19 protein-coding genes are annotated in these 19,360 nt (G+C 64.6%); 16 read left to right on the forward strand and 3 right to left on the reverse strand.

Annotated elements, in window-relative coordinates:
- Positions 1-16: 16 nt before the first annotated feature.
- A complete protein-coding gene (locus GO608_RS06335) occupies positions 17-868 on the forward strand; it encodes a cytochrome c oxidase subunit 3 (protein ID WP_169198813.1) in 852 nt (283 codons plus the stop codon).
- Here GO608_RS06335 and GO608_RS06340 read toward each other — a convergent pair.
- Positions 863-1,063: a twin transmembrane helix small protein gene (locus tag GO608_RS06340; protein ID WP_169198814.1), complete on the reverse strand. Its 201-nt coding sequence runs from the start codon at positions 1,061-1,063 to the stop codon at positions 863-865. The two genes, GO608_RS06335 and GO608_RS06340, sit on opposite strands and share 6 nt — an antisense overlap.
- Positions 1,064-1,123: 60 nt before the next feature.
- On the opposite strand from GO608_RS06340, the gene GO608_RS06345 reads away from it, so the two are divergent.
- The 5 genes from GO608_RS06345 to GO608_RS06365 are packed head-to-tail and all read left to right on the forward strand — an operon-like array spanning position 1,124 to position 4,957.
- Entirely contained in the window at positions 1,124-1,816 is a 693-nt protein-coding gene (locus tag GO608_RS06345; RefSeq protein WP_169198815.1) for an SURF1 family protein, read from the forward strand.
- A complete protein-coding gene (locus GO608_RS06350; protein WP_169198816.1) occupies positions 1,813-2,382 on the forward strand; it encodes an SCO family protein in 570 nt (189 codons plus the stop codon). Before GO608_RS06345 ends, GO608_RS06350 begins: the two co-directional genes overlap by 4 nt.
- Before the next feature lie 37 nt (positions 2,383-2,419).
- Positions 2,420-3,457, forward strand: a complete 1,038-nt coding sequence (locus tag GO608_RS06355; protein WP_169198817.1) for a COX15/CtaA family protein — start codon at positions 2,420-2,422, stop codon at positions 3,455-3,457.
- Positions 3,423-4,337 carry a heme o synthase gene (gene cyoE, locus GO608_RS06360; protein ID WP_169198818.1) on the forward strand — a complete coding sequence of 305 codons (915 nt, stop codon included), beginning with the start codon at positions 3,423-3,425 and terminating at the stop codon, positions 4,335-4,337. Before GO608_RS06355 ends, cyoE begins: the two co-directional genes overlap by 35 nt.
- Before the next feature lie 32 nt (positions 4,338-4,369).
- Positions 4,370-4,957 (forward strand): SCO family protein, encoded by a 588-nt coding sequence (locus GO608_RS06365; RefSeq protein ID WP_169198819.1) that lies wholly within the window; start codon positions 4,370-4,372, stop codon positions 4,955-4,957.
- A gap of 122 nt (positions 4,958-5,079) precedes the next feature.
- On the opposite strand, the gene rpoH is transcribed toward GO608_RS06365, so the two are convergent.
- The gene (gene rpoH / locus GO608_RS06370; protein WP_169198820.1) at positions 5,080-5,931 is read right to left on the reverse strand and encodes an RNA polymerase sigma factor RpoH; all 852 of its coding nucleotides are present in this window, start codon (positions 5,929-5,931) and stop codon (positions 5,080-5,082) included.
- A 441-nt stretch (positions 5,932-6,372) separates the two neighbouring features.
- Here rpoH and GO608_RS06375 point away from each other — a divergent pair, with 441 nt between their 5' ends.
- Complete coding sequence (locus GO608_RS06375; RefSeq protein WP_169198821.1) at positions 6,373-7,455, forward strand: porin; 1,083 nt, start codon at positions 6,373-6,375, stop codon at positions 7,453-7,455.
- A 442-nt stretch (positions 7,456-7,897) separates the two neighbouring features.
- Here GO608_RS06375 and GO608_RS06380 read toward each other — a convergent pair whose 3' ends face one another.
- A complete protein-coding gene (locus GO608_RS06380; RefSeq protein WP_169198822.1) occupies positions 7,898-8,668 on the reverse strand; it encodes an N-acyl amino acid synthase FeeM domain-containing protein in 771 nt (256 codons plus the stop codon).
- Positions 8,669-8,890: 222 nt separating this feature from the next.
- Here GO608_RS06380 and GO608_RS06385 point away from each other — a divergent pair, with 222 nt between their 5' ends.
- The 9 genes from GO608_RS06385 to xrtA all read left to right on the forward strand — a co-directional run bounded on the left by GO608_RS06385 (position 8,891) and on the right by xrtA (position 19,352).
- A complete protein-coding gene (locus GO608_RS06385) occupies positions 8,891-9,523 on the forward strand; it encodes an XrtA/PEP-CTERM system exopolysaccharide export protein (RefSeq protein ID WP_425532298.1) in 633 nt (210 codons plus the stop codon).
- Between the two features lie 72 nt (positions 9,524-9,595).
- Positions 9,596-11,140 carry an XrtA system polysaccharide chain length determinant gene (locus GO608_RS06390; RefSeq protein ID WP_169198823.1) on the forward strand — a complete coding sequence of 515 codons (1,545 nt, stop codon included), beginning with the start codon at positions 9,596-9,598 and terminating at the stop codon, positions 11,138-11,140.
- 13 nt (positions 11,141-11,153) lie between these two features.
- Positions 11,154-12,131 (forward strand): XrtA-associated tyrosine autokinase, encoded by a 978-nt coding sequence (locus GO608_RS06395; protein WP_169198824.1) that lies wholly within the window; start codon positions 11,154-11,156, stop codon positions 12,129-12,131.
- Positions 12,132-12,138: 7 nt separating this feature from the next.
- A complete protein-coding gene (locus GO608_RS06400) occupies positions 12,139-13,641 on the forward strand; it encodes a TIGR03016 family PEP-CTERM system-associated outer membrane protein (RefSeq protein WP_169198825.1) in 1,503 nt (500 codons plus the stop codon).
- An 11-nt stretch (positions 13,642-13,652) separates the two neighbouring features.
- Positions 13,653-14,732, forward strand: coding sequence for an XrtA/PEP-CTERM system-associated ATPase (locus GO608_RS06405; RefSeq protein ID WP_169198826.1), 1,080 nt, complete (start codon positions 13,653-13,655; stop codon positions 14,730-14,732).
- Entirely contained in the window at positions 14,725-15,882 is a 1,158-nt protein-coding gene (gene wecB / locus GO608_RS06410; RefSeq protein WP_169198827.1) for a non-hydrolyzing UDP-N-acetylglucosamine 2-epimerase, read from the forward strand. The genes GO608_RS06405 and wecB overlap by 8 nt, the downstream gene beginning before the upstream one ends.
- Positions 15,879-16,742: an XrtA system polysaccharide deacetylase gene (locus GO608_RS06415; RefSeq protein WP_169198828.1), complete on the forward strand. Its 864-nt coding sequence runs from the start codon at positions 15,879-15,881 to the stop codon at positions 16,740-16,742. The genes wecB and GO608_RS06415 overlap by 4 nt, the downstream gene beginning before the upstream one ends.
- A gap of 2 nt (positions 16,743-16,744) precedes the next feature.
- Complete coding sequence (locus tag GO608_RS06420; protein ID WP_169198829.1) at positions 16,745-17,782, forward strand: FemAB family XrtA/PEP-CTERM system-associated protein; 1,038 nt, start codon at positions 16,745-16,747, stop codon at positions 17,780-17,782.
- A 7-nt stretch (positions 17,783-17,789) separates the two neighbouring features.
- A complete protein-coding gene (xrtA, locus tag GO608_RS06425; protein WP_169198830.1) occupies positions 17,790-19,352 on the forward strand; it encodes an exosortase A in 1,563 nt (520 codons plus the stop codon).
- The last annotated feature ends 8 nt before the right edge of the window (positions 19,353-19,360 follow it).

Raw genomic sequence — 19,360 nt, forward strand, 5'->3', positions numbered from 1 at the left:
GGCCTGGGAGGCAGTCATGGCGCACACGCTGGACAAATATTTCGTGCCGGAACCGTCGAAGTACCCGATTTTCGGCTCGATCGCGCTGCTGCTGTTCGCGTCCGGCGCGGTGATGTGGCTGAACAAAATCGGCGGCGGGCGATGGGTGCTGCTGCTCGGCGTCGCGACGCTCGTCTATATGCTGTTCGGCTGGTTCGGGCAGGTGATCCGCGAATCCCAGAGCGGCAAGTACGGCAAGCAGGTCGACCGCTCGTTTCGCTGGTCGATGGGCTGGTTCATTTTTTCGGAAGTGATGTTCTTTGCCGCGTTCTTCGGCGCGCTGTTCTACGCCCGCGTGCTGAGCGTGCCATGGCTCGCGAGCGGCGCGAACGAGGCATTGATCTGGCAGGGTTTCACCGGCGCGTGGCCGTCCGACGGACCCTATCTGGCGGACCCGTTCACGCCCATGGGGGCGTGGGGCATCCCGGCGCTGAACACGCTGATCCTGCTGTCGTCGGGCGCGACGCTGACGTGGGCGCATTATGGCCTGCTGAAGGACAACCGCAGCCAGCTCAAGATCGGCCTGGTGCTGACGATCCTGCTCGGCGTGACGTTCCTCGGCTTCCAGATCTACGAATACGTCCACGCCTACCAGGAACTCAATCTGCAGCTCGATACCGGCATCTACGGCTCGACGTTCTTCATGCTGACCGGCTTCCACGGCCTGCACGTGACGATCGGCGCGATCATGCTCACGGTGACGCTCGGCCGCGTGCTCGCCGGGCACTTCAACCCGGAGCACCATTTCGGCTTCGAGGCCACCGCGTGGTACTGGCACTTCGTCGACGTCGTGTGGCTGATGCTCTTCGTCGTCGTGTATTGGCTATGAGCCGAGGCGCTGCGTGATCAGGCCCGACGCCAACCCCGCCATCAGCAGTACGAACAGCGCGATCGACAGCGCGACGCGCAGCGCAAGCGCATGTACGGTGCGCCGGCCCTTGCCCTGGTCGCGCAGCAGGAACACCAGCGCCGACGCGAGGCTGCCGACGATGAGCACCAGAAAGACGATCACGACGACGTGCATGATGGGACTCCGGCGAACTGGCGAAGAGTTCCATTCTGGTCGAAACGGACGGCGGCGGCGATGATTTTCCGCCGCTTTCATCCGCTGCCGCTGGTCGCCGGCGTCGCGCTCGCGCTGCTGGCCGCCCAGCTCGGCAGCTGGCAGCTGGGCCGGGCGGCCGAGAAGACCGCGCTGCAGGCACGCATCGAATCCGCAGCGGCCGCCGCACCCGTTTCGCCTTCGGCACAGATGCAGGTGGCCGAATGGCAGCCGGTGCGGCTGCACGGCGAATGGGTCCCGGCGGCGACGATCTATCTCGACAACCGCGTCCGCCACGGCCGCGCAGGCTACGAAATCCTGACACCGCTGCGCCTCGCAGGGGATGCCGGCTGGGTGCTGGTCAATCGCGGCTGGACCGCCGCGGGCGCCGACCGTGCCGTATTGCCCGATGCGACGCCTGCGGCGGGAGCGGTCACCCTTGCCGGCATCGTCCGCGTACCGCAGGCCGACCCTTTCACCCTTTCAGCGGAAGCCGCGCAGGGGCGGGTCTGGCAGTACCTCGACATGGAGCGCTATCGCGCGCTGTCCGGGCTCGCGGTGCGCGACTGGATCGTCCACCAGACCTCGGCCGCCGCGGACGGCCTGCAGCGCGACTGGCCGCGACCTGACGCCGGCATCGACCGCCACCACGGCTATGCGCTGCAGTGGTACTCGCTCGCCGGACTGTCGGTGGTGATGACCGGCGTGTATGTCTTCAGGAGGCTCAAGTCGTGACGCAACGCAGTGCCAAACTCACGCTCGCCGCGCTTGTGCTGGTGTGCACCCTTCCGGTTGCAGCGTCGTATTTCGCCTATTACGTGTGGCAGCCGAAGGGGCAGGTGAATTACGGCGAGCTGATCCCGCCCGCTCCGCTGCCCGACGCGGTCCTCCCCGGCGTGGCCGGCCAGCCGCCGTTCGAACGGGAGGTGCTGGACGGCCGGTGGACGCTCGTCTATGCCGGCTCCGGCGCCTGCGGGCCAGATTGCGAACGGGCGTTGTACGCGGTGCGCCAGTCGCGTCTCGCGCAAGGCAAGGAGATGACGCGCGTCGAGCGGCTGTGGCTCGTCACCGACGATGTCGATCCGCCGGCGGCGCTGCTCGGCCCGCACGAAGGGTTACGTGTCGCGCGCGCCGGATCGCCGTGGCTCGTCCGCTTTCCGGGCGCGGCGCAGGGCGTTCATGTGTTCCTGGTGGATCCGCTGGGCAACGTGATGATGCGTTTCCCCGTGCCGACCGACATCAAGAGGGTGATCAAGGACCTGGAGCGCCTGCTCAAATATTCCGGGCTCGGGCGGGGGTGACGACGTGCGCGCTGCGAACGCTGCGGAAGAGGCACGGATGACGCTCTACCGCCGCCTGGTGCTGGCTGCGCTGGCGCTGACGACGCTAGTGGTCGTGTTCGGCGCCTATGTGCGGCTCTCCGACGCCGGTCTCGGCTGTCCCGACTGGCCCGGGTGCTACGGCCGGCTCACGCCGCACCACGCGGCGACGGATATTCTGGAGACGCACGCGGCCGATCCGCACGGGCCGGTGAGCCTGCCCAAGGCGTGGAAGGAGATGATCCACCGCTATCTGGCGGCGAGCCTCGGGCTGCTGATCATTGCGGTCGCGGTGCTCGCGTGGCGTAGGCGCGACGACTCCGCGAGTTCGCCACGTGTCGCCGCTGCGCTCGTCGGCCTCGTGATCTTCCAGGGGTTGCTCGGGAAATGGACCGTCACGCTGCTCCTCAAGCCGGCGATCGTCACCGCGCATCTGCTCGGCGGCCTGGCGACGCTGGGATTGCTCGCGTGGCTTGCGCTGAAGGCGTGGCGCATGCCGCCGGTCACCGTGTCGCGCCGCCTGCTGGGCGGGGCACGGGTCGCGCTCGTGCTGCTCGTGGTCCAGATCACGCTCGGCGGCTGGACCAGCACGAATTACGCGGCGCTCGCGTGCAGCGATTTTCCTGCGTGCCAGGGGACCTTCTGGCCGCCTGCCGACTACGCCGATGCGTTCCATGTCGTGCGCGAACTCGGCATGACCGCCGACGGCGAGATCCTGTCGTTCGCCGCGCTGACTGCGATCCATTGGTCACACCGGATTGGGGCTGCGCTCATTGCGCTGGCGCTGTCGCTCCTCGCATGGGCGTTGTTCCGGGGCCGCGCGACGCGGGCAGCGGGCCTCGCGCTGTTCGCCGCGCTCGCGCTGCAGACCGCGCTCGGCGTCGCGAACGTTCTGTTCAGCCTGCCGCTGCCGCTTGCCGTCGCGCACAACGCGGGCGCGGCGCTGCTGCTCGGAGTGATGGTGACGATCAACTACCGGATGCGCGTCATGCCTCGGCTGGCCGCAGTGGGGAGAAGCGAACATGAGCGTGCTGAACACGAGAACTCTTACGCTTGACCGCCATGCCGCCGGCCGGCGGCTGCATGCGTTCTATGTGCTGACGAAACCGCGCGTCAATACGCTGATCGTGTTTTGCGCGGTGATCGGCATGTTCCTCGCGGTGCCCGGCGGGCTGCCGGATCCGAAAAGCGTCGTCGCCGCGACGCTGGGCATCGCCTTCGTCGCCGGCGCCGCAGCGGCGATGAACTGCCTCATCGAAGCCCACATCGACGCCCGCATGGCGCGCACCCGTCACCGCCCGCTGCCCCGCGGTGACCTTGCGCCGGCCGAAACACTGCTTTTTGCCGGCGTGCTCGGCGGCACCGGGCTGACGGTGCTGTACCACTGGGTGAATCCGCTGACGATGTGGCTGACGCTCGCGACTTTCGTCGGCTACGCCGTCGTCTATACGGTCCTGCTCAAGCCGCGCACGCCCCAGAACATCGTGATCGGGGGCGCATCCGGCGCGATGCCGCCGGTGCTCGGCTGGGCCGCCGTCACCGGCGAGGTCAGCGCCGACGCCCTGTTGCTGTTCCTGATCATCTTCGCCTGGACGCCGCCGCATTTCTGGGCCCTGGCGCTCTATCGCAGCGCCGACTATGCGCGCGCCGGCCTGCCAATGCTGCCAGTGACCCACGGACCGGAATTCACCCGCCTGTCGGTGCTGCTCTACACCTGCATCCTGTTCGGCGTCACGCTGCTGCCGTTCGCGACGCGCATGAGCGGTCCCCTGTATCTCGTCAGCGCCATCGCGCTCGGCATCGGCTTCCTGGGCCATGCGTGGCGGCTGTACGTCGATTACAGCGATGCGTTCGCGCGGCGCACGTTCCGCTTCTCGATCCTGTATCTGTTCTTGCTCTTCGCGGCGCTCCTGGCGGATCATTACCTCCCGTTCTGATCGCGCTGCCGTTGCAGCCCGCCGACGTCCCGATGCTACGCACCCTGATCCTCGCGACCGCGCTTGCGCTCGCCGGCTGTACCGATTCCTCCGCGCCCAAGCCTTCTTTCCACGCCACGGACATCACCGGCGCCGAATACGGCAGCACGTTTGCGCTGACCGACCACCACGGCACGCCGCGCACGCTCGCGGACTTTCGCGGCAAGGTCGTGACGATGTTCTTCGGCTATACGCAATGTCCGGACGTCTGCCCGACGACGCTGTCGACGATGAGCGAAGTGATGCGCCTGCTCGGACCGGACGCCGAGCGCGTGCAGGTGCTGTTCGTCACCGTCGATCCAGAGCGCGACACGCAGGCACTACTGGCGAACTACGTTCCGCAGTTCGACGCGCGCTTCCTCGGTTTGTATGGCGACGCTGCGCAGACGCAGGCGGTGGCGAAGGATTTCCGGATTTTCTACCAGAAAAGCGGCGATACCGAAGGTGCGAACTACACCGTCGACCACGTCGCCGGCACCTACATCTTCGATCCGACGGGACGGTTGCGGCTGTACGTGCGGCACGGGGAATCGGCTGAAAACATCGCGGCAGACATCAGGGCGTTGCTGCCGGCGAAGTGACGTTCCTGCGGCAGGACAGGAGCCGGCGGATGCCGGCCCCTGCGAGCACCCCCTGAAACGGCTTTGCCGTTTCCGTCCCCGGAGGGGCAAGAAATCCCGGAAGGAGCGTTTTCCCGAGAGCCTCACGCAGGCGCCAGCAAACCCCGCATCTTCTGCATCGCCTTGGCTTCGATCTGGCGGATGCGTTCCGCCGACACACCGTATTCGGCGGCGAGTTCGTGCAGCGTCGCGCTGTCGCCTTCGGTCAGCCAGCGCCGCTTGACGATCGTGCGGCTACGGTCGTCGAGGCTCGCAAGTGCGTCGCTCAGCCCTTCGTCCTGCAGGCGGGCGAGCTGCGCCTGTTCGAGCACTTCCGAAGGCTCGGCGTTCGGGTCCGGCAGATACGCGATCGGCGCGAAGTGGTTTTCGTCGTCGTCCGGCCCGCCCTCGAGCTGGATGTCGCGACCAGTGAGCCGGGTTTCCATTTCGACGACTTCCTCGGGTTTCACGCCGAGCTGCTTCGCGACCGCGATCACTTCGTCCCGATTCAGCGTGCCGGTGTCCTGCTTGAGACTGCGCAGGTTGAAGAACAGCTTGCGCTGGGCTTTGGTCGTCGCGATCTTGACGAGGCGCCAGTTCTTCAGAATGTACTCGTGGATCTCGGCCTTGATCCAGTGGATCGCGAACGAAACGAGCCGCACGCCGCGATCCGGGTCGAAGCGCTTCACCGCTTTCATCAGGCCGATGTTGCCTTCCTGGATCAGGTCGGCGTGGGGCAAGCCATAGCCAAGGTAGCCGCGCGAGATCGCGACCACCAGGCGCAGGTGAGACATCACCAGCCCGCGCGCAGCTTCCAGGTCGCCTTCGTTACGCAGGCGCGTGGCCAGACTCACCTCTTCCTGCTCGGTGAGCAGCGGGATGCGATTCACCGACTGGATGTACTGGTCGATACTGCCGACGGCAAAAGGTACCGGGAAAGACAGGGCTTGGCTCATAGGTACGGGTCCTCCTCGAAACCAATGTTAGCACTCATGGCCTTGGAGTGCTAAACGCATGCCCGGGTTCCGTGTGAGAGCATTCGGCCTTGGGGCACGCAGCACCGGCAGGGACACCCTCCCAGCGCAGAAAACCTTTGCCGCCTGCCGGTTTCGCTGGGCTTCGGGTACATGCATATGGCGTTGAAGTCGCAGTGCAGCAATGCTTGAAGTATATGCTCGGCACGTCGTGGGAAAAGGGCCGGCATGCCCCCGTGTACTGCATCGGGTATCCATGTTGCGTCGGTGCAACATCTTTTGCCGGCTGGGGGCGTTCCAGCCCTGCTTGACTTGCGCCTGCATGCTCCCGTTTTGCACAATCGCTTCAACTTCTCGCTTGAGAGGTAAGTCGGGCCGTGGTGGACTCCCCGGTCTCAGCTTCAAATTAGAGGAGAAACATACATGCAGAAGAAACTGATTGCCCTGGCCGTTGCCGGCCTGGTCTCCGCCCCGGTTTTCGCGCAGTCGAACGTCACCGTGTACGGTGTTGCCGACGCTTTCTTCGGCTACGGCAAGATGGACGACAACAAGTTCACCGGCGTCGAGAGCGGCGGCTGGGCGGGTTCCCGCCTGGGCTTCAAGGGTAGCGAAGACCTCGGCAACGGTCTGAAGGCCGTGTTCACGCTCGAGTATGGCCTCGAGCTCGACGACAACGAAGGCGTCGGCGCAGGCGGTCCCCGCAGCCGTCAACAGTTCGTCGGCCTGCAGGGTGGCTTCGGCTTCATCGGTCTCGGCCGCCAGTACTCGCCGGGCTACTACGTCTTCAAGTACGACGCGATCAACGTCATCCCGTTCAGCCCCCAGTTCGTTCTCGCGAACGCCCTCGGTTCGAACATCGTCGCAGCCACCCCGGCTCGCGTCAGCAACTCGATCAACTACAAGTCGCCCGATTTCGGCGGTCTGACGCTGAACGCGGTCTACGGCTTCAACGAAGTGAACCAGGACGACAACCGCCAGGCAGGCGACTTGGCGGCGATCGGCGCCGATTATGCGAACGGCCCGCTCGCGATTGGCCTTGTGTATAGCCAAGTAAAGCAGGACGCCGGCGCGATCCCGAGCGAGAAGTTCCCCGTTACCACTGCCGATGAAACCAAGAAGGAAGCGTACCTGGGTGCCGCTTACGACTTCGGCATGTTCAAGCTGATGGGCTCGTACCAGGTCATCAAGGATGCCACTCTGGACGAAGACAGCGACAAAGTCTGGCAGCTCGGCGGCGTGGTCCCGGTCAGCTCGGCTGGTAAGGTCCATCTGTCCTACGGCCGCACGGATGCGGATAGGGATGACAGCGATGCTGCTGCCTGGTCGCTGATGTACTCGCACAGCCTGTCGAAGCGGACGCTCGCTTACGTGGGTTACACGCAAGTCCAGAACGACGATGCGACCAACATTTCGATCCTCGCCAAAAGGACCGACGAGATCACCGGCGCCCCCCTCACCGACGAAGACAGCCGCAACTTCCTGATCGGTGTGAATCACTCGTTCTGATCGTCTCCTGACGATTTGAAACCCGCGGGCGCTTCGGCGCCCGTGTTCTTTCCTGCTGGTCCCCGAAAAATGCCGTTGTTGCGCTGTGCCGATCGTTCGCATCGCAGGCAGGCAACGAATCCGATGTGCTGCCGCGGTTTATCCCTGCAGCGGATAGCAGCGCCTCTCCTCAGGCATGACAATCTGGCCCCCGGCAGCGAGAGAACCCGCTGCGGCGAACAGAATCGCAACCGCCGATGCCCGGCGAGCAGAAGTCCGCCGCGAGTCGAAGGAAACCCGGGCGATGCCCTCTGGCCTGTACCCTCATGACGCAACTACGTCCACCGGGAGATGGATCGTGCAGAGTGTTGCTGGAATTGATCCGCGAATCCGTTCCGCTGTTCAGGAACAATAAGCGTCGAGTACTGATGTTGATTGGCGCCCGATAAGGCGCGCCGTCAGTTCAGACTGCGAAGCGCAGACCTTGCAGGTCGCGCAGCATTTTGTCTTGTTCGGGGGGCGAGAAGAACAAGCGGTAGAGGCTGCGGTCCCGCGCCGACTCGTTTCCGCCGATGCGCCGGATTTCGCGTTCCGCGTGTTCGAGTGAAAGCCGCATCAGCACTGCCGGTGCGCCGACGCGCGGGCAGATGCGTTCCGGCCCTGCAACTTCGTAGCCCATCATGCGGCTATAGAAGGCCGTATGCCGAGGATGCACCTCGACGAAGAGATCCGTCATGCGATGCACGAGGCGCGTGATCATGAAGGCCAGGTGAAAAACCGACGCCAGCACTTCCGGCGAACTGTGCGATGGATCCATTGCCAGTCGGGTCACTTCGCATACCCGTGCGCCGTTGCTGCGCGCCTCGTCGATTTCGCCTTGGTAAAGTGTGTCGGCGAGTAAGCCTCGGGGCGTATCGATACCCACGGTCAGAGTGCCAAAAAGAAGGTCTCCCTTGCATGCCGCCAGCGTTGTCTGACCGGCGTGTTTCGGGAGCTTCGCCGGCTGATCCGTTGCAAGTCCTCGCCAAGAATACATTCGTTGGATGAGCTTGCTGATTTTGCCGTGTACCTCGTCCATCTCGTCATGAATAATTCGAACGTGATATCCATCCCGCGTGATTGCGAAGTCCGGATTGATTGCGCCGAATCTGTCGTCGACGATTGAAAGGGACGGTTTCAAGCGAGACTGCTTCGCTTTTTTAATGCCCTCGGCGTGGTAAGCTGATTCTGTCATGTGTGTTCGCGCCTCATCGTTGGAGGAGGAAAGCGCCCGAATTTCAGGGGCAAGAAGAGCGCGATCCGTTTCAGGCCGCGCGCCGAACTCTACCGGCAGGGGATTAGGGACACTGTAAGCGGTTGTGTATTTTTTCCTGCGGCATAAGGGGTTACGATTCGTAGCATGAAGGAAATTTGCTCGGTGCATGATGGGCGCCGATCCAGAAGGGGAGCATAGATGATGGTAGAAAGTGCATCGATGTCGGGGGACAGTCTCCGCAAGTTCCTTGGGGTGACCGTTGCAGCGGGTCTGTTGTCGGGCTGCGCGACGTCCTCGTTTCCACCTGCTCCGGCCGTCGCGTCGGATGCTGCATACAACTACGTGATCGGGCCGGGCGACAGCGTGAATGTCGTCGTGTGGCGAAACCCCGAGTTGTCGATGGCCGTGCCGGTCCGGCCCGACGGCAAGATCACGACGCCGCTCGTCGAAGATCTCCCGGCTCTCGGGAAGGATTCCTCGACCCTGGCGCGCGACATCGAGCAGGCCCTCGCGAAGTTCATTCGCGAGCCGGTCGTGACCGTGGTCGTGACCAGCTTTGTCGGCCCGTACAGCGAGCAGGTTCGTGTGGTCGGCGAAGCGGCCACTCCGCAGGTCCTGCCTTACGTCCAGAAAATGACGCTGCTCGACGTGATGATCGCAGTCGGGGGCGTCACCGAGTTCGCCGACGGCAATGGCGCCTCGATCCTTCGTACCGGCGAAGGAAACAAGCAGTACAGCGTCCGCATCAAGGACCTGCTCAAACGAGGCGACGTGTCCGCGAACGTCGAGATGCGGCCAGGTGACGTGCTGATCATTCCCCAGAGCTGGTTCTGATTTCCTGACTTGGGCTGCGTGCCTGCGCAACACGGCAGGACACATCGATTCGGACGGTGACAAGGGGCGCTGATGGAAGAGCTATTTTCGCAGATAGCCGGATACGTGCGGGGAATGTGGCGGTTCCGCTGGTGGGGACTCGCCTTCGCGTGGATCGCCGGCATCACGGGGGGCTTCGTGATCTATTCGATGCCGGACCGATACGAATCCACGGCCCGCATCTACGTCGACACGCAGTCGGTGCTGCGGCCGCTGATGTCGGGACTCGCAGTCCAGCCCAACATCAATCAGCAGATCGCGATTCTCAGCCGCACGCTGATCACGCGGCCGAACGTCGAAAAACTCATCACGATGGCCGATCTCGACTTGGGGGCCCGCACTCCGGCCGAGCGCGAGGCGCTCATCGCCGAACTCACTGGGGGGCTCCAGATCCGGAGTGCCGGTCGGGACAACCTGTTCACGCTGGCTTACCAGGACGCTCATCCCGACCGCGCGCAGCGCATCGTCCAGGCCCTCGTATCATTGTTTGTGGAATCGGGCCTGGTCGGCAAGCGGCAGGATTCGACGTCGGCGCGGCGATTCATCGACGAGCAAATCGCCGGTTACGAACAGAAGCTCGGCGAAGCGGAGAACCGCCTGAAGGATTTTCGTCTGCGCAACATGGCGTTGCTCGGGGACGGGCGACGCGACTACGTTTCGCAGATGACGGAACTGTCCACGCAACTGCGGCAGGCGGAACTTGAGCTGAAGGAAGCGGAGAATTCCCGCGATTCGCTCAAGCGTCAGCTTGTTGGGGAAGATCCGGTGCTCCTGGCACAACCGCCTAACCCGTTGTCGGTGGCGTTGCCGGAGATCGACGGACGGATAGATGCGCTGAAAAAAAACCTGGATGGCCTGCTGCTGCGGTACACCGATGAGCATCCCGACATCGTCGGCGCACGGCGCGTGATTGCGCAGCTCGAGGAGCAGAAACAGAAGGAAGTCGAAGCCATGCAGAAGGCTGATACCGGCGCTCCGTGGGCGCCGAATGCCAACCCGGTCGTCCAGCAGATGAAGATTTCGCTCGCCGAGGCTGAGGCCCGGGTCGCATCGCTTGGGGCGCGGGTGGGCGAGTTCGGCTCTCGACTTGCACAGCTGCAGTCGTCGGCCGAACTCCTGCCGAAGATCGAAGCCGAGCAGACGCAGTTGAACCGGGATTACGAAGTGCATAAGCGCAATTACGAAGCCTTAGTGGCGCGCCGCGAATCGGCCAATATGTCCGTGGAAATGACCACCCAGGGGGGGGTCACTGAGTTTCGCGTTATCGACCCGCCCAGCTTGCCGAACAAGCCGGCGGCGCCGAACCGCGCGCTACTGATGCCGCTTGCCGGGCTGATCGGGCTGGCCGCCGGCATCGCATTGGCTTTCCTGCTTTCGCAGCTTCGCCCGGCTTTCGACAACGTGCGTTCGCTGCGGGAAGTCACCGGCTTGCCGGTGTTGGGCGCAGTCTCGCTGGTCGCGGATCCGGTGCTCCAGAAGAGACGACGCCGGGGCCTGATGGCGTTCGGTGGAGGCGTTGCGGGGTTCGTCGTGGTGGTCGCCGGGATGACCGCTATGGTTCAGTTGCTGCAGGGCTAGGAGAGATCAATCCATGAGTCTCATCGAAAAGGCCGTCGAGCGGCTCGGCCAGTTGCAGCGCGCCGACGGGCAGGTGCCGGAGGATGACGCCTGCCCCCTGGTTGAAGCCGCGAAAACCGCGGACGTTCCCGACCCCACGTCGACCGTTTCGCATGTGCGCGCCGCGCGGAGCGAACGTGCCGCGGAGATGCACCAGGCTGTCGGCATCGAACTCGATCTGGATCGCCTGACGCAAATCGGACTTGTCACGCCAAACCACCCGCGCTCGGTGATTGCCGAGGAGTATCGGGTGATCAAGCGTCCGCTGATTCGCAACGCGCAGGGCAGGGGTGCTGCGGCGGTGGCCAATGGCAACCTCATCATGGTCACCAGTGCGCTGCCGGGCGAAGGCAAATCGTTTACCGCGATCAACCTCGCGATGAGCATCGCGATGGAACTTGATCACACGGTCCTGCTGGTCGATGCCGATTTTTCCCGGCCGGCGGTCCTTTCGCGTCTCGGTTTGCCGCCCAGGAAGGGTCTCATGGACGTGCTGGTCGGCGATATCGGGGACCTTTCCGAAGTCATGCTGCGAACCAACGTCGAGAAGCTTTCGATTCTCCCCGCTGGCATGGCCCATCAGCGCGCGACCGAGCTGATTGCCTCGGATGCGATGAACCGTCTCCTCGAAGAAATGGCAACGCGTTACGCGGAACGAATCATCGTGTTCGATTCTCCGCCGCTACTGGCCACCACCGAAGCGCGGGTTCTCGCGACCCACATGGGGCAGGTCGTGATGGTCGTCGAGTCCGACCGCACGACTCACGGCACTGTGCAGCAAGCGCTTTCGACAATCGACGCATGCCCGGTCAAGCTCCTCGTGCTCAACAAGGCGGCTGAGGGCGGGCGCGGCAGTCTCTACGGATATGGATACGGCTACGGATATGGTTATGGCGGAGGTTCTCGAACGGAAGAGCACGGTGCGGACGCACGGACAGACGCGGCGGCCTGAAATTCGCATGGGTTGCAGGGGCAGCGCGAGCGTAAAACTTCTTGCGCTTGCCGGCATGGTGATCGTGGTCGGGAACGTGAACGCGCAAGTCTTCATCGTGCAGCCCTCGGTCCATTCGAGGCTGACCTATACCGACAACGTCGGCGCGACCGAGAACGGCGAGAGCGACTGGATCGCCGAAGTCACGCCGGCGATCGCGGTTGCCCGCGACCACGGCCGCATCACCGGGAACCTCGACGCCCGCCTGCGCAGTGTCATGTACGCCAACGACAGCGACCGGAATACGGCCTTCGTCGCGATGCAGGGGCGAGGCCAGGTCGAAGCGGTCGAAGACGTCCTTTTCGTCGACATGTCAGCTTCGGTCAGCCGCAACAACAGATCGGAGCTGAGGGGTCGGGGGTCGGAGGACTTTCTCTCTACCGACAGCGACAACGAGACTCGGATCTTTTCGCTCGGCCCGCGCCTGCACTTCAGGCTCGGTGCCGGCCCGGAGGGGGTGGCGAGCTACCGGATGAACTGGTTCGACAGCGGCGCGGGCATCGTTTCGCGCACGGTCGAGAACACGCGCGGCCAGCTCTCCGACCCGCAGGCTTTCGGCAGGGTGGGCTGGGCGCTGGATTATTCGTGCGCCGACACCCGTTATGACGACGTGAGGGACAGCGAGTTATCGGAGGAAATCGCTCGCGCGACGATGTTCCTGCACGTGTCGCCCCAGTTCCGCCTGCGTGCCATCGCCGGCCACGAATCGAACGAGTATTCCGTGCGTTCCGGCGAGAGCAACTCGATCACCGGCGCAGGTTTCGACTGGAATCCGACGCCGAGAACGAGTCTCTCCGCCACCGGCGAAGACCGGATTTTCGGTCGCAGCTATTACCTGGATTTCAACCATCGCCGGCCGCTGTCGTGGTGGAATGTTTCCTATTCGCGCGACATCACGTCCTCGGCTGAGACGGACGGCAGCGTCTTCGACGATCCGGCCTTTGCGAGCCTCTTCGACGCGCTCGCGACCGAAGTGCCGGACCCGTTCGAGCGCGAGGCTCTCGTGCGTCAGCAACTCGGATATCCGGGAATCGGGCTGTTCGATACGTTCGTGACCAACAACTATTTCCTCGCCCGCACGCTGCGCGGCAGCGTGTCGCTGGTCGGGGCACGCAACGTTCTGACGCTCTCGGTACAGCGCAGCGAACGCACCCGCCTCGGCGAGCCGTTGGTCAGCGACCCGCGCGACGATCTTTCGCTCTTCAACGACGTTGAGACGCGCTCGGGAACCGTTTCCCTGAGTCACAGGCTGTCGCCCGCCGCGACGTTGAACACCAGCCTCGTCCGTTCCTACTCGGAAGGTTCAGGTACGTCCGACGCCGAGACGAGGCGTACGACGTTTTCGCTCGGAGTCAGTTCACGCTTCGGCAGGCGAACCACCGGGAGCCTGATTTACCGCCACCAGCGGGCGGCGGGAACCAGCGATTTCACGGAAAACATCCTGACTGCCAGTGTCGGCATGCAGTTCTGACCGGGGATCGAATGTACGAATCGTATTTCAAGCTCCGCGCAAAACCCTTTCAGCTCAATCCCGATCCGGCATTTTTTTATGGCAGCCGGGGTCATCGACGGGCGATGGCGTATCTCGAATACGGGCTGCACCAGAACGAGGGGTTCATCGTCGTGACGGGAGAAATCGGCGCCGGCAAGACGACGCTGGTGCGCAGCCTGCTCGAGCGTCTCGAGCCCAGCAAGGTCGTCGCGGCGAACCTGGTCAGCACGCAGGTCGATCAGAACGACATCTTGCGTATGGTCGCGGTGGCGTTCGGCGTGCCGAGCCGGGGGCTCGACAAGGCCGGCCTGCTGCTCGCACTCGAAACCTACTTCGTGTCGCTGGCCGCTGCGGGCAAGCGGGCGCTGCTGATCGTCGACGAGGCGCAGAACCTCTACGAGAAAGCGGTCGAAGAGCTTCGCATGCTGTCGAACTTCCAACTCGAGGATCACGCGCTGCTGCAGAGCTTCCTTGTCGGCCAGCCCGAGTTCAGGGAGGTCATGCAGAGCCCGCAGATGCAGCAGCTGCGGCAGCGGGTGATCGCCTCGTATCATCTCGGTCCGATGGACGCCGAGGAGACGCGCGCCTATATCGAGCATCGCCTGCATCACGTCGGATGGGAGAACGACCCGGTTTTCGCCCCCGAAGCGTTCGACGCGATTTACGGCTACACCGGAGGCATCCCACGGCGCATCAACGCCCTGTGCGACAGGCTGATGCTGTCCGCATTCCTCGCGGAGTGTCACGAAGTGTCCGGGGAAGACGTGCGCGAAATCGTCGCCGAACTGAAGGAAGAGTTCGACTCGGCGCCGCGGCGGGGTACGAACGGAAAACCGGTTCCGTTCCAAGGCGGCGCCTTTGCGCCGGGATCAATCGATCCGGCTCGTCTGGTAGTCCCCCAAGGGCTCGCGGGGCAGGTCGCCGGCATGGCGGCCGGTTTCGATGTGCAGCGCATCGAGGCGCGCATCGTCGGACTCGAACATTCGCTGTCGGCCACGCTCGACGTCCTCAACCAGCTCCTGGCGGCAGTGCGGCGCGACGGCACGACGGAGGATTCGCCTCATGACTGAGCCAGGAGCGGCGGCGCCGGTGATCTGCGTCGTCGGGGCGCGGCCGAACTACATGAAAATGGCGCCGATCATCCGCGCCCTCGCAGCCCATCGGCCGCCGCTGCGGACGCTGCTCGTGCACACCGGGCAACACTACGACAGCGCGATGAACGAGCGCCTGTTCGCCGACCTCGATCTGCCGCACCCGCAGGTGAACCTCGAAGTGGGTTCGGCCAGCCACGCGGTGCAGACCGCCGAAGTGATGAGGCGTTTCGAACCGGTCATCGATGAGCACGGCGCCCGCGCGGTGCTGGTGGTCGGCGACGTGAACTCCACGCTGGCGTGCGCGCTGGTCGCGGTCAAGCGCCATGTGCCGGTGGCGCACGTCGAATCCGGCCTGCGCAGCCACGACCGCAGGATGCCGGAAGAGATCAATCGCATCCTGACGGACCAGATTTCCGATCTTCTGTATACGACCGAACGCAGCGCCCACGACAATCTCGCGCACGAAGGGATTGCGCCCGAGCGCGTGGTGTTCGTCGGCAACGTCATGATCGACAGCCTGCTCGCGAACCTGCCGAAGGCCGTGCCGCCCGCCGGGCTGCTCGCGGCCGCGGGGTACGCGCGCGAACGGATCGCCGGCGGCTACGGCGTCGTGACGCTGCACCGCCCGTCGAACGTCGATCATCCGCAAACTCTCGGGCCGATCATCGAGGCGCTGCGCGACATCAGCGCGCGCCTGCCGCTGGTGATCGCGCTGCATCCGCGCACGCGCAACAACCTCGAGCGGTTCGGCATGCTCGACCGGCTCGGCGCGCCGGGTTTCATCATCCTGCCGCCGCAGGGCTATCTCGAGATGCTCGGCCTGATGGCGGGGGCAACGGTCGTCCTGACCGATTCGGGCGGCATCCAGGAGGAGACGACCGCGCTGGGCGTGCCGTGCCTGACGATCCGGGAGAATACCGAACGGCCGATCACCGTCGAACAGGGCACAAACACGCTCGTCGGCGTCGATCCGGCGGCGCTGCGGGCGGCGGTCAATAGGGTTCTCGACAACGGGGGCAAGCGCGGGCGGGTGCCCGAATACTGGGACGGCCGCGCGGCGCATCGTATCGCATCACATCTCGCGGCGTGGCTCGACGCGCATGAAAAACAGGCGCAGCCGGCATGAGCACGGCGATCGTGAACGCGCTGACGATCGATGTCGAAGACTATTTCCAGGTGTCCGCGCTCGCCCCGCATTTCCCGCGCAGCGAGTGGGAGCGGATACCGTGCCGGGTCGAGCGCAACGTCGAAGTGATCCTCGACCTCCTCGAACGACACCGGACGAGGGCAACGTTCTTCACGCTCGGCTGGGTCGCGGAGCGCTATCCGCTGCTCGTGCAGCGCATCGCGGCGGGTGGGCATGAAGTGGCGAGCCACGGCTACGCGCACGAGCGCGCGACTGCCCAGTCGCCCGAAGCCTTCCTCGCCGACATCGTCCGGGCGAGGAAGGTGCTCGAGGACCTCTCGGGCCAGCCAGTAACCGGCTATCGCGCACCGAGCTTCTCGATCGGCAAGACCAACCTGTGGGCGCACGACTGCATCGCACAGGCCGGATACGCATACAGTTCGAGCGTGTATCCGGTGCGGCACGATCACTACGGCATGCCGGACGCGCCGCGCTTCCCGTACCGGCTCGACAACGGCCTGCTCGAAGTTCCAGTCACGACGATGCACTGGCTGGGGCGCAACTGGCCGGCGGGGGGAGGCGGCTACTTCCGTTTGCTGCCCTACGCGGTGTCGCGCTGGCAGATCGACAAGGTCAATCGCGACGATCGCCGGGCGGCCATTTTCTACTTCCACCCGTGGGAGATCGATCCCGGACAGCCGCGGGTCGCGGCGGCCTCAGCGCGGACGCGGTTTCGCCACTACCTGAACCTCGAACGCACCGAGGAGCGCCTACGTCATCTGCTGGGCGACTTTTCCTGGGGGCGGGCGGACCAGGTGTTCTGCTCCGGGGCCGAAAGCCCGTCGTCCCGGGAGCACTGACGATGGATCGGGTTCCGGTGGTCGTCAGGCAACTCACCGGGGCGGATCACGGCCGCTGGGACGCCTTCGTCCGCAGCTGCCCGGACGCGACGTTCTTCCACCTCTCGGCGTGGCAAGGGATCATCCGCGAAATTTTCCGCCACCGGACCTTCTTCCTGTATGCGGAACGCGCCGGCGACATCATCGCCGTGCTGCCGCTCGCCGAAGTCAACAGCCGGCTGTTCGGCCATGCCCTGACGTCCCTGCCTTTCTGTGTCTATGGCGGCCCGGCCGGCGATCCCGAAGGCATTGCGCTCGTCGAGGCGGAAGCCGAAACGCTTGCACGCCGCTTGCGGGTCCAGCACCTCGAGCTGCGCAACCTCACTCCCCGCCACGAGGAGTGGCCGCGGCAGGACCTTTACGTGACGTTCCGCAAGGAGATCCAGGCGGACGACGATACGAACCTGCTCGCGATCCCGCGCAAGCAGCGCGCGATGGTGCGCAAGGGCATCAGGCACGGACTGACGAGCCGGGTCGAGCCGGATGTCGAGCGATTTTTCTCGCTTTATGCCGACAACGTGTTGCGGCACGGCACGCCGGCGTTGCCGAAAGCATTTTTCACGCGCCTGACGAAGGAGTTCGGACCGGACTGCGAAGTGCTCACGGTGAGTGATGCGGACGGAAATGCGCTGTCGAGCGTGCTGAGTTTCTACTTTCGCGACGAAGTGCTGCCGTATTACGCCGGCGACGCGGTGATGGCGCGCGACGTCGCGGCGAACGATTTCAAATACTGGGAATTGATGCGCCGCGCCGCTGCGCGCGGCTGCCGGCTGTTTGATTTCGGCCGCAGCAAGATCGGCACCGGTCCGTTCAGCTTCAAGAAGAACTGGGGCTTCGAGCCGCAGCCGCTGTCGTACGAATACCGCCTCTACAGGCGCGACTCGGTGCCGCAGAACAACCCGATGAATCCGAAATACCGCGCCTTCATCGCGCTGTGGCGCCGGCTGCCGATACGCATGGCGAACGCGATCGGGCCGCACATCGTGCGCAACCTGGGATGAGGGCCGCATGAAACGCGACGCGGATCACGACAGTCTCGCGGTCCCCGCTCTCCCGGCGGCGCAGGGAAGCTTGCCTGCCGGGTTCGTGGCGGTTGCGATCACCCTCACGGTGTCCGTCGTGTGGCTCCTGGGATGGTACTGGCCGACGGCGAGCGAGATCGGGCGGATCTGGTGGCGCACGGAAACGTACGCCCACGGGTTGACGGTCCTGCCGATTTTCGTGTGGCTCGTGTGGCGCACGCGGGAGCGAATCGGTGAATGGCGCCCGCAACCGGTGCCTTGGGTTGCGCTGCCCGTTGCCGCGATCGGGATGTTGTGGATGGTCGGCAGGCTCGTCGGCGTCGCCGGGGCGTCGCATTTCGCCCTCGTCGCGATGCTCGTGGCCGGGCTTGTCGGCGTGCTCGGCTGGCGGCTCGCACGCATTTTGCTGTTCCCGCTCGCGTTCCTCGTTTTTGCAGTGCCGATCGGGGACTTCCTGTTGCCGGTGCTGATGGAGTACACCGCTGATTTCACGGTGTTTGCGCTGCGCGCTACCGGCGTTCCTGTCTACCAGGAAGGCTTGCATTTCATCGTGCCCAATGGGCGCTGGTCTGTCGTCGAAGCCTGCAGCGGCGTTCGTTACCTGATCGCATCGACGATGGTCGGCGCGCTCTACGCATACCTGAACTACACGACGCTGCATCGACGGATGCTGTTCATGCTCGTCGCGATGCTCGTGCCGATCGTCGCGAACTGGCTGCGCGCCTACATGATCGTGATGCTCGGCTACCTGTCGGACAACCGCATCGCGGCGGGCGTCGACCACTTGATCTATGGCTGGATTTTCTTCGGTGTCGTCATCCTACTGATGTTCTCGATCGGTGCACGCTGGCGTGAAGAGATTCCGGCCACCGTCCCGGCTTCGCCGGGGCAAACGGGTTCGCGAACAAAATGGGCTGGCGCGTTGCCGATCGCGCTTGCCGTCGCAGCGTTTCCGCTCGCATACGGAATGATCGACAGCCCGGTCGAGGAGTATTCGGTGAAAGTTGAGTTGCCGGCGCCAGCGCCGGGGTGGCGCGAGGCGTCGGCCGATCTGCTCGGCTACCGTCCGCACTACGCGAACGCGCGCGGCGAGGGGTTCGCGATGTATCGAGGGCCCGACGGGCAACCGGTCGGCGTGTATGCCGGCTGGTATGCAGACCAGCGCGACGGCAGCGAGATGGTCGCGTGGGGCAACGGTCTCGTCAGCACCGGCAGGGGCGAGGCTTACGTCGTTTCGCGTTTCGCTGTCGAGTCTCCCGCCGGGCCCCCCCTCCAGGGGGCCGACCTGAACACCGCCGAAGGGCGGATGCGCGTCTGGCAGTGGTACCGCGTGAATGGGAGGGTTGTGACCGGCGAGGCCGAAGTCAAGTTGCGCCTTGCGCTGGACCGGGTGCTCGGACGGGCAGACGAGTCGAGCGTCATCGTGCTTGTCACCCCCGAACTGGATGCACCGCAAAGCGCCGATGCCCGGCTGCGCGACTTCCTCCAGGCGCATGAAGGGGGGATCGATGCGGCGCTCGATGCGGCAGCGCGGGAACGAATTCGGTGACCGGTCAG

It is taken from the genome of Aromatoleum buckelii (assembly GCF_012910785.2).
Lineage (GTDB): Bacteria > Pseudomonadota > Gammaproteobacteria > Burkholderiales > Rhodocyclaceae > Aromatoleum > Aromatoleum buckelii.

What these genes read in the sequence shown, in the direction of transcription:
- wecB (WP_169198827.1), top strand. Translation starts at nt 14,725, where the DNA reads ATGACTGAGCCAGGAGCGGCGGCGCCGGTGATCTGCGTCGTCGGGGCG.
- xrtA (WP_169198830.1), top strand. Translation starts at nt 17,790, where the DNA reads ATGAAACGCGACGCGGATCACGACAGTCTCGCGGTCCCCGCTCTCCCG.
- GO608_RS06340 (WP_169198814.1), bottom strand. Translation starts at nt 1,063, where the DNA reads ATGCACGTCGTCGTGATCGTCTTTCTGGTGCTCATCGTCGGCAGCCTC.
- GO608_RS06420 (WP_169198829.1), top strand. Translation starts at nt 16,745, where the DNA reads ATGGATCGGGTTCCGGTGGTCGTCAGGCAACTCACCGGGGCGGATCAC.
- GO608_RS06355 (WP_169198817.1), top strand. Translation starts at nt 2,420, where the DNA reads ATGACGCTCTACCGCCGCCTGGTGCTGGCTGCGCTGGCGCTGACGACG.
- GO608_RS06390 (WP_169198823.1), top strand. Translation starts at nt 9,596, where the DNA reads ATGGAAGAGCTATTTTCGCAGATAGCCGGATACGTGCGGGGAATGTGG.
- GO608_RS06385 (WP_425532298.1), top strand. Translation starts at nt 8,891, where the DNA reads ATGGTAGAAAGTGCATCGATGTCGGGGGACAGTCTCCGCAAGTTCCTT.
- cyoE (WP_169198818.1), top strand. Translation starts at nt 3,423, where the DNA reads ATGAGCGTGCTGAACACGAGAACTCTTACGCTTGACCGCCATGCCGCC.
- GO608_RS06375 (WP_169198821.1), top strand. Translation starts at nt 6,373, where the DNA reads ATGCAGAAGAAACTGATTGCCCTGGCCGTTGCCGGCCTGGTCTCCGCC.
- GO608_RS06395 (WP_169198824.1), top strand. Translation starts at nt 11,154, where the DNA reads ATGAGTCTCATCGAAAAGGCCGTCGAGCGGCTCGGCCAGTTGCAGCGC.
- GO608_RS06365 (WP_169198819.1), top strand. Translation starts at nt 4,370, where the DNA reads ATGCTACGCACCCTGATCCTCGCGACCGCGCTTGCGCTCGCCGGCTGT.
- GO608_RS06415 (WP_169198828.1), top strand. Translation starts at nt 15,879, where the DNA reads ATGAGCACGGCGATCGTGAACGCGCTGACGATCGATGTCGAAGACTAT.
- rpoH (WP_169198820.1), bottom strand. Translation starts at nt 5,931, where the DNA reads ATGAGCCAAGCCCTGTCTTTCCCGGTACCTTTTGCCGTCGGCAGTATC.
- GO608_RS06405 (WP_169198826.1), top strand. Translation starts at nt 13,653, where the DNA reads ATGTACGAATCGTATTTCAAGCTCCGCGCAAAACCCTTTCAGCTCAAT.
- GO608_RS06345 (WP_169198815.1), top strand. Translation starts at nt 1,124, where the DNA reads ATGATTTTCCGCCGCTTTCATCCGCTGCCGCTGGTCGCCGGCGTCGCG.
- GO608_RS06380 (WP_169198822.1), bottom strand. Translation starts at nt 8,668, where the DNA reads ATGACAGAATCAGCTTACCACGCCGAGGGCATTAAAAAAGCGAAGCAG.
- GO608_RS06335 (WP_169198813.1), top strand. Translation starts at nt 17, where the DNA reads ATGGCGCACACGCTGGACAAATATTTCGTGCCGGAACCGTCGAAGTAC.
- GO608_RS06400 (WP_169198825.1), top strand. Translation starts at nt 12,139, where the DNA reads ATGGGTTGCAGGGGCAGCGCGAGCGTAAAACTTCTTGCGCTTGCCGGC.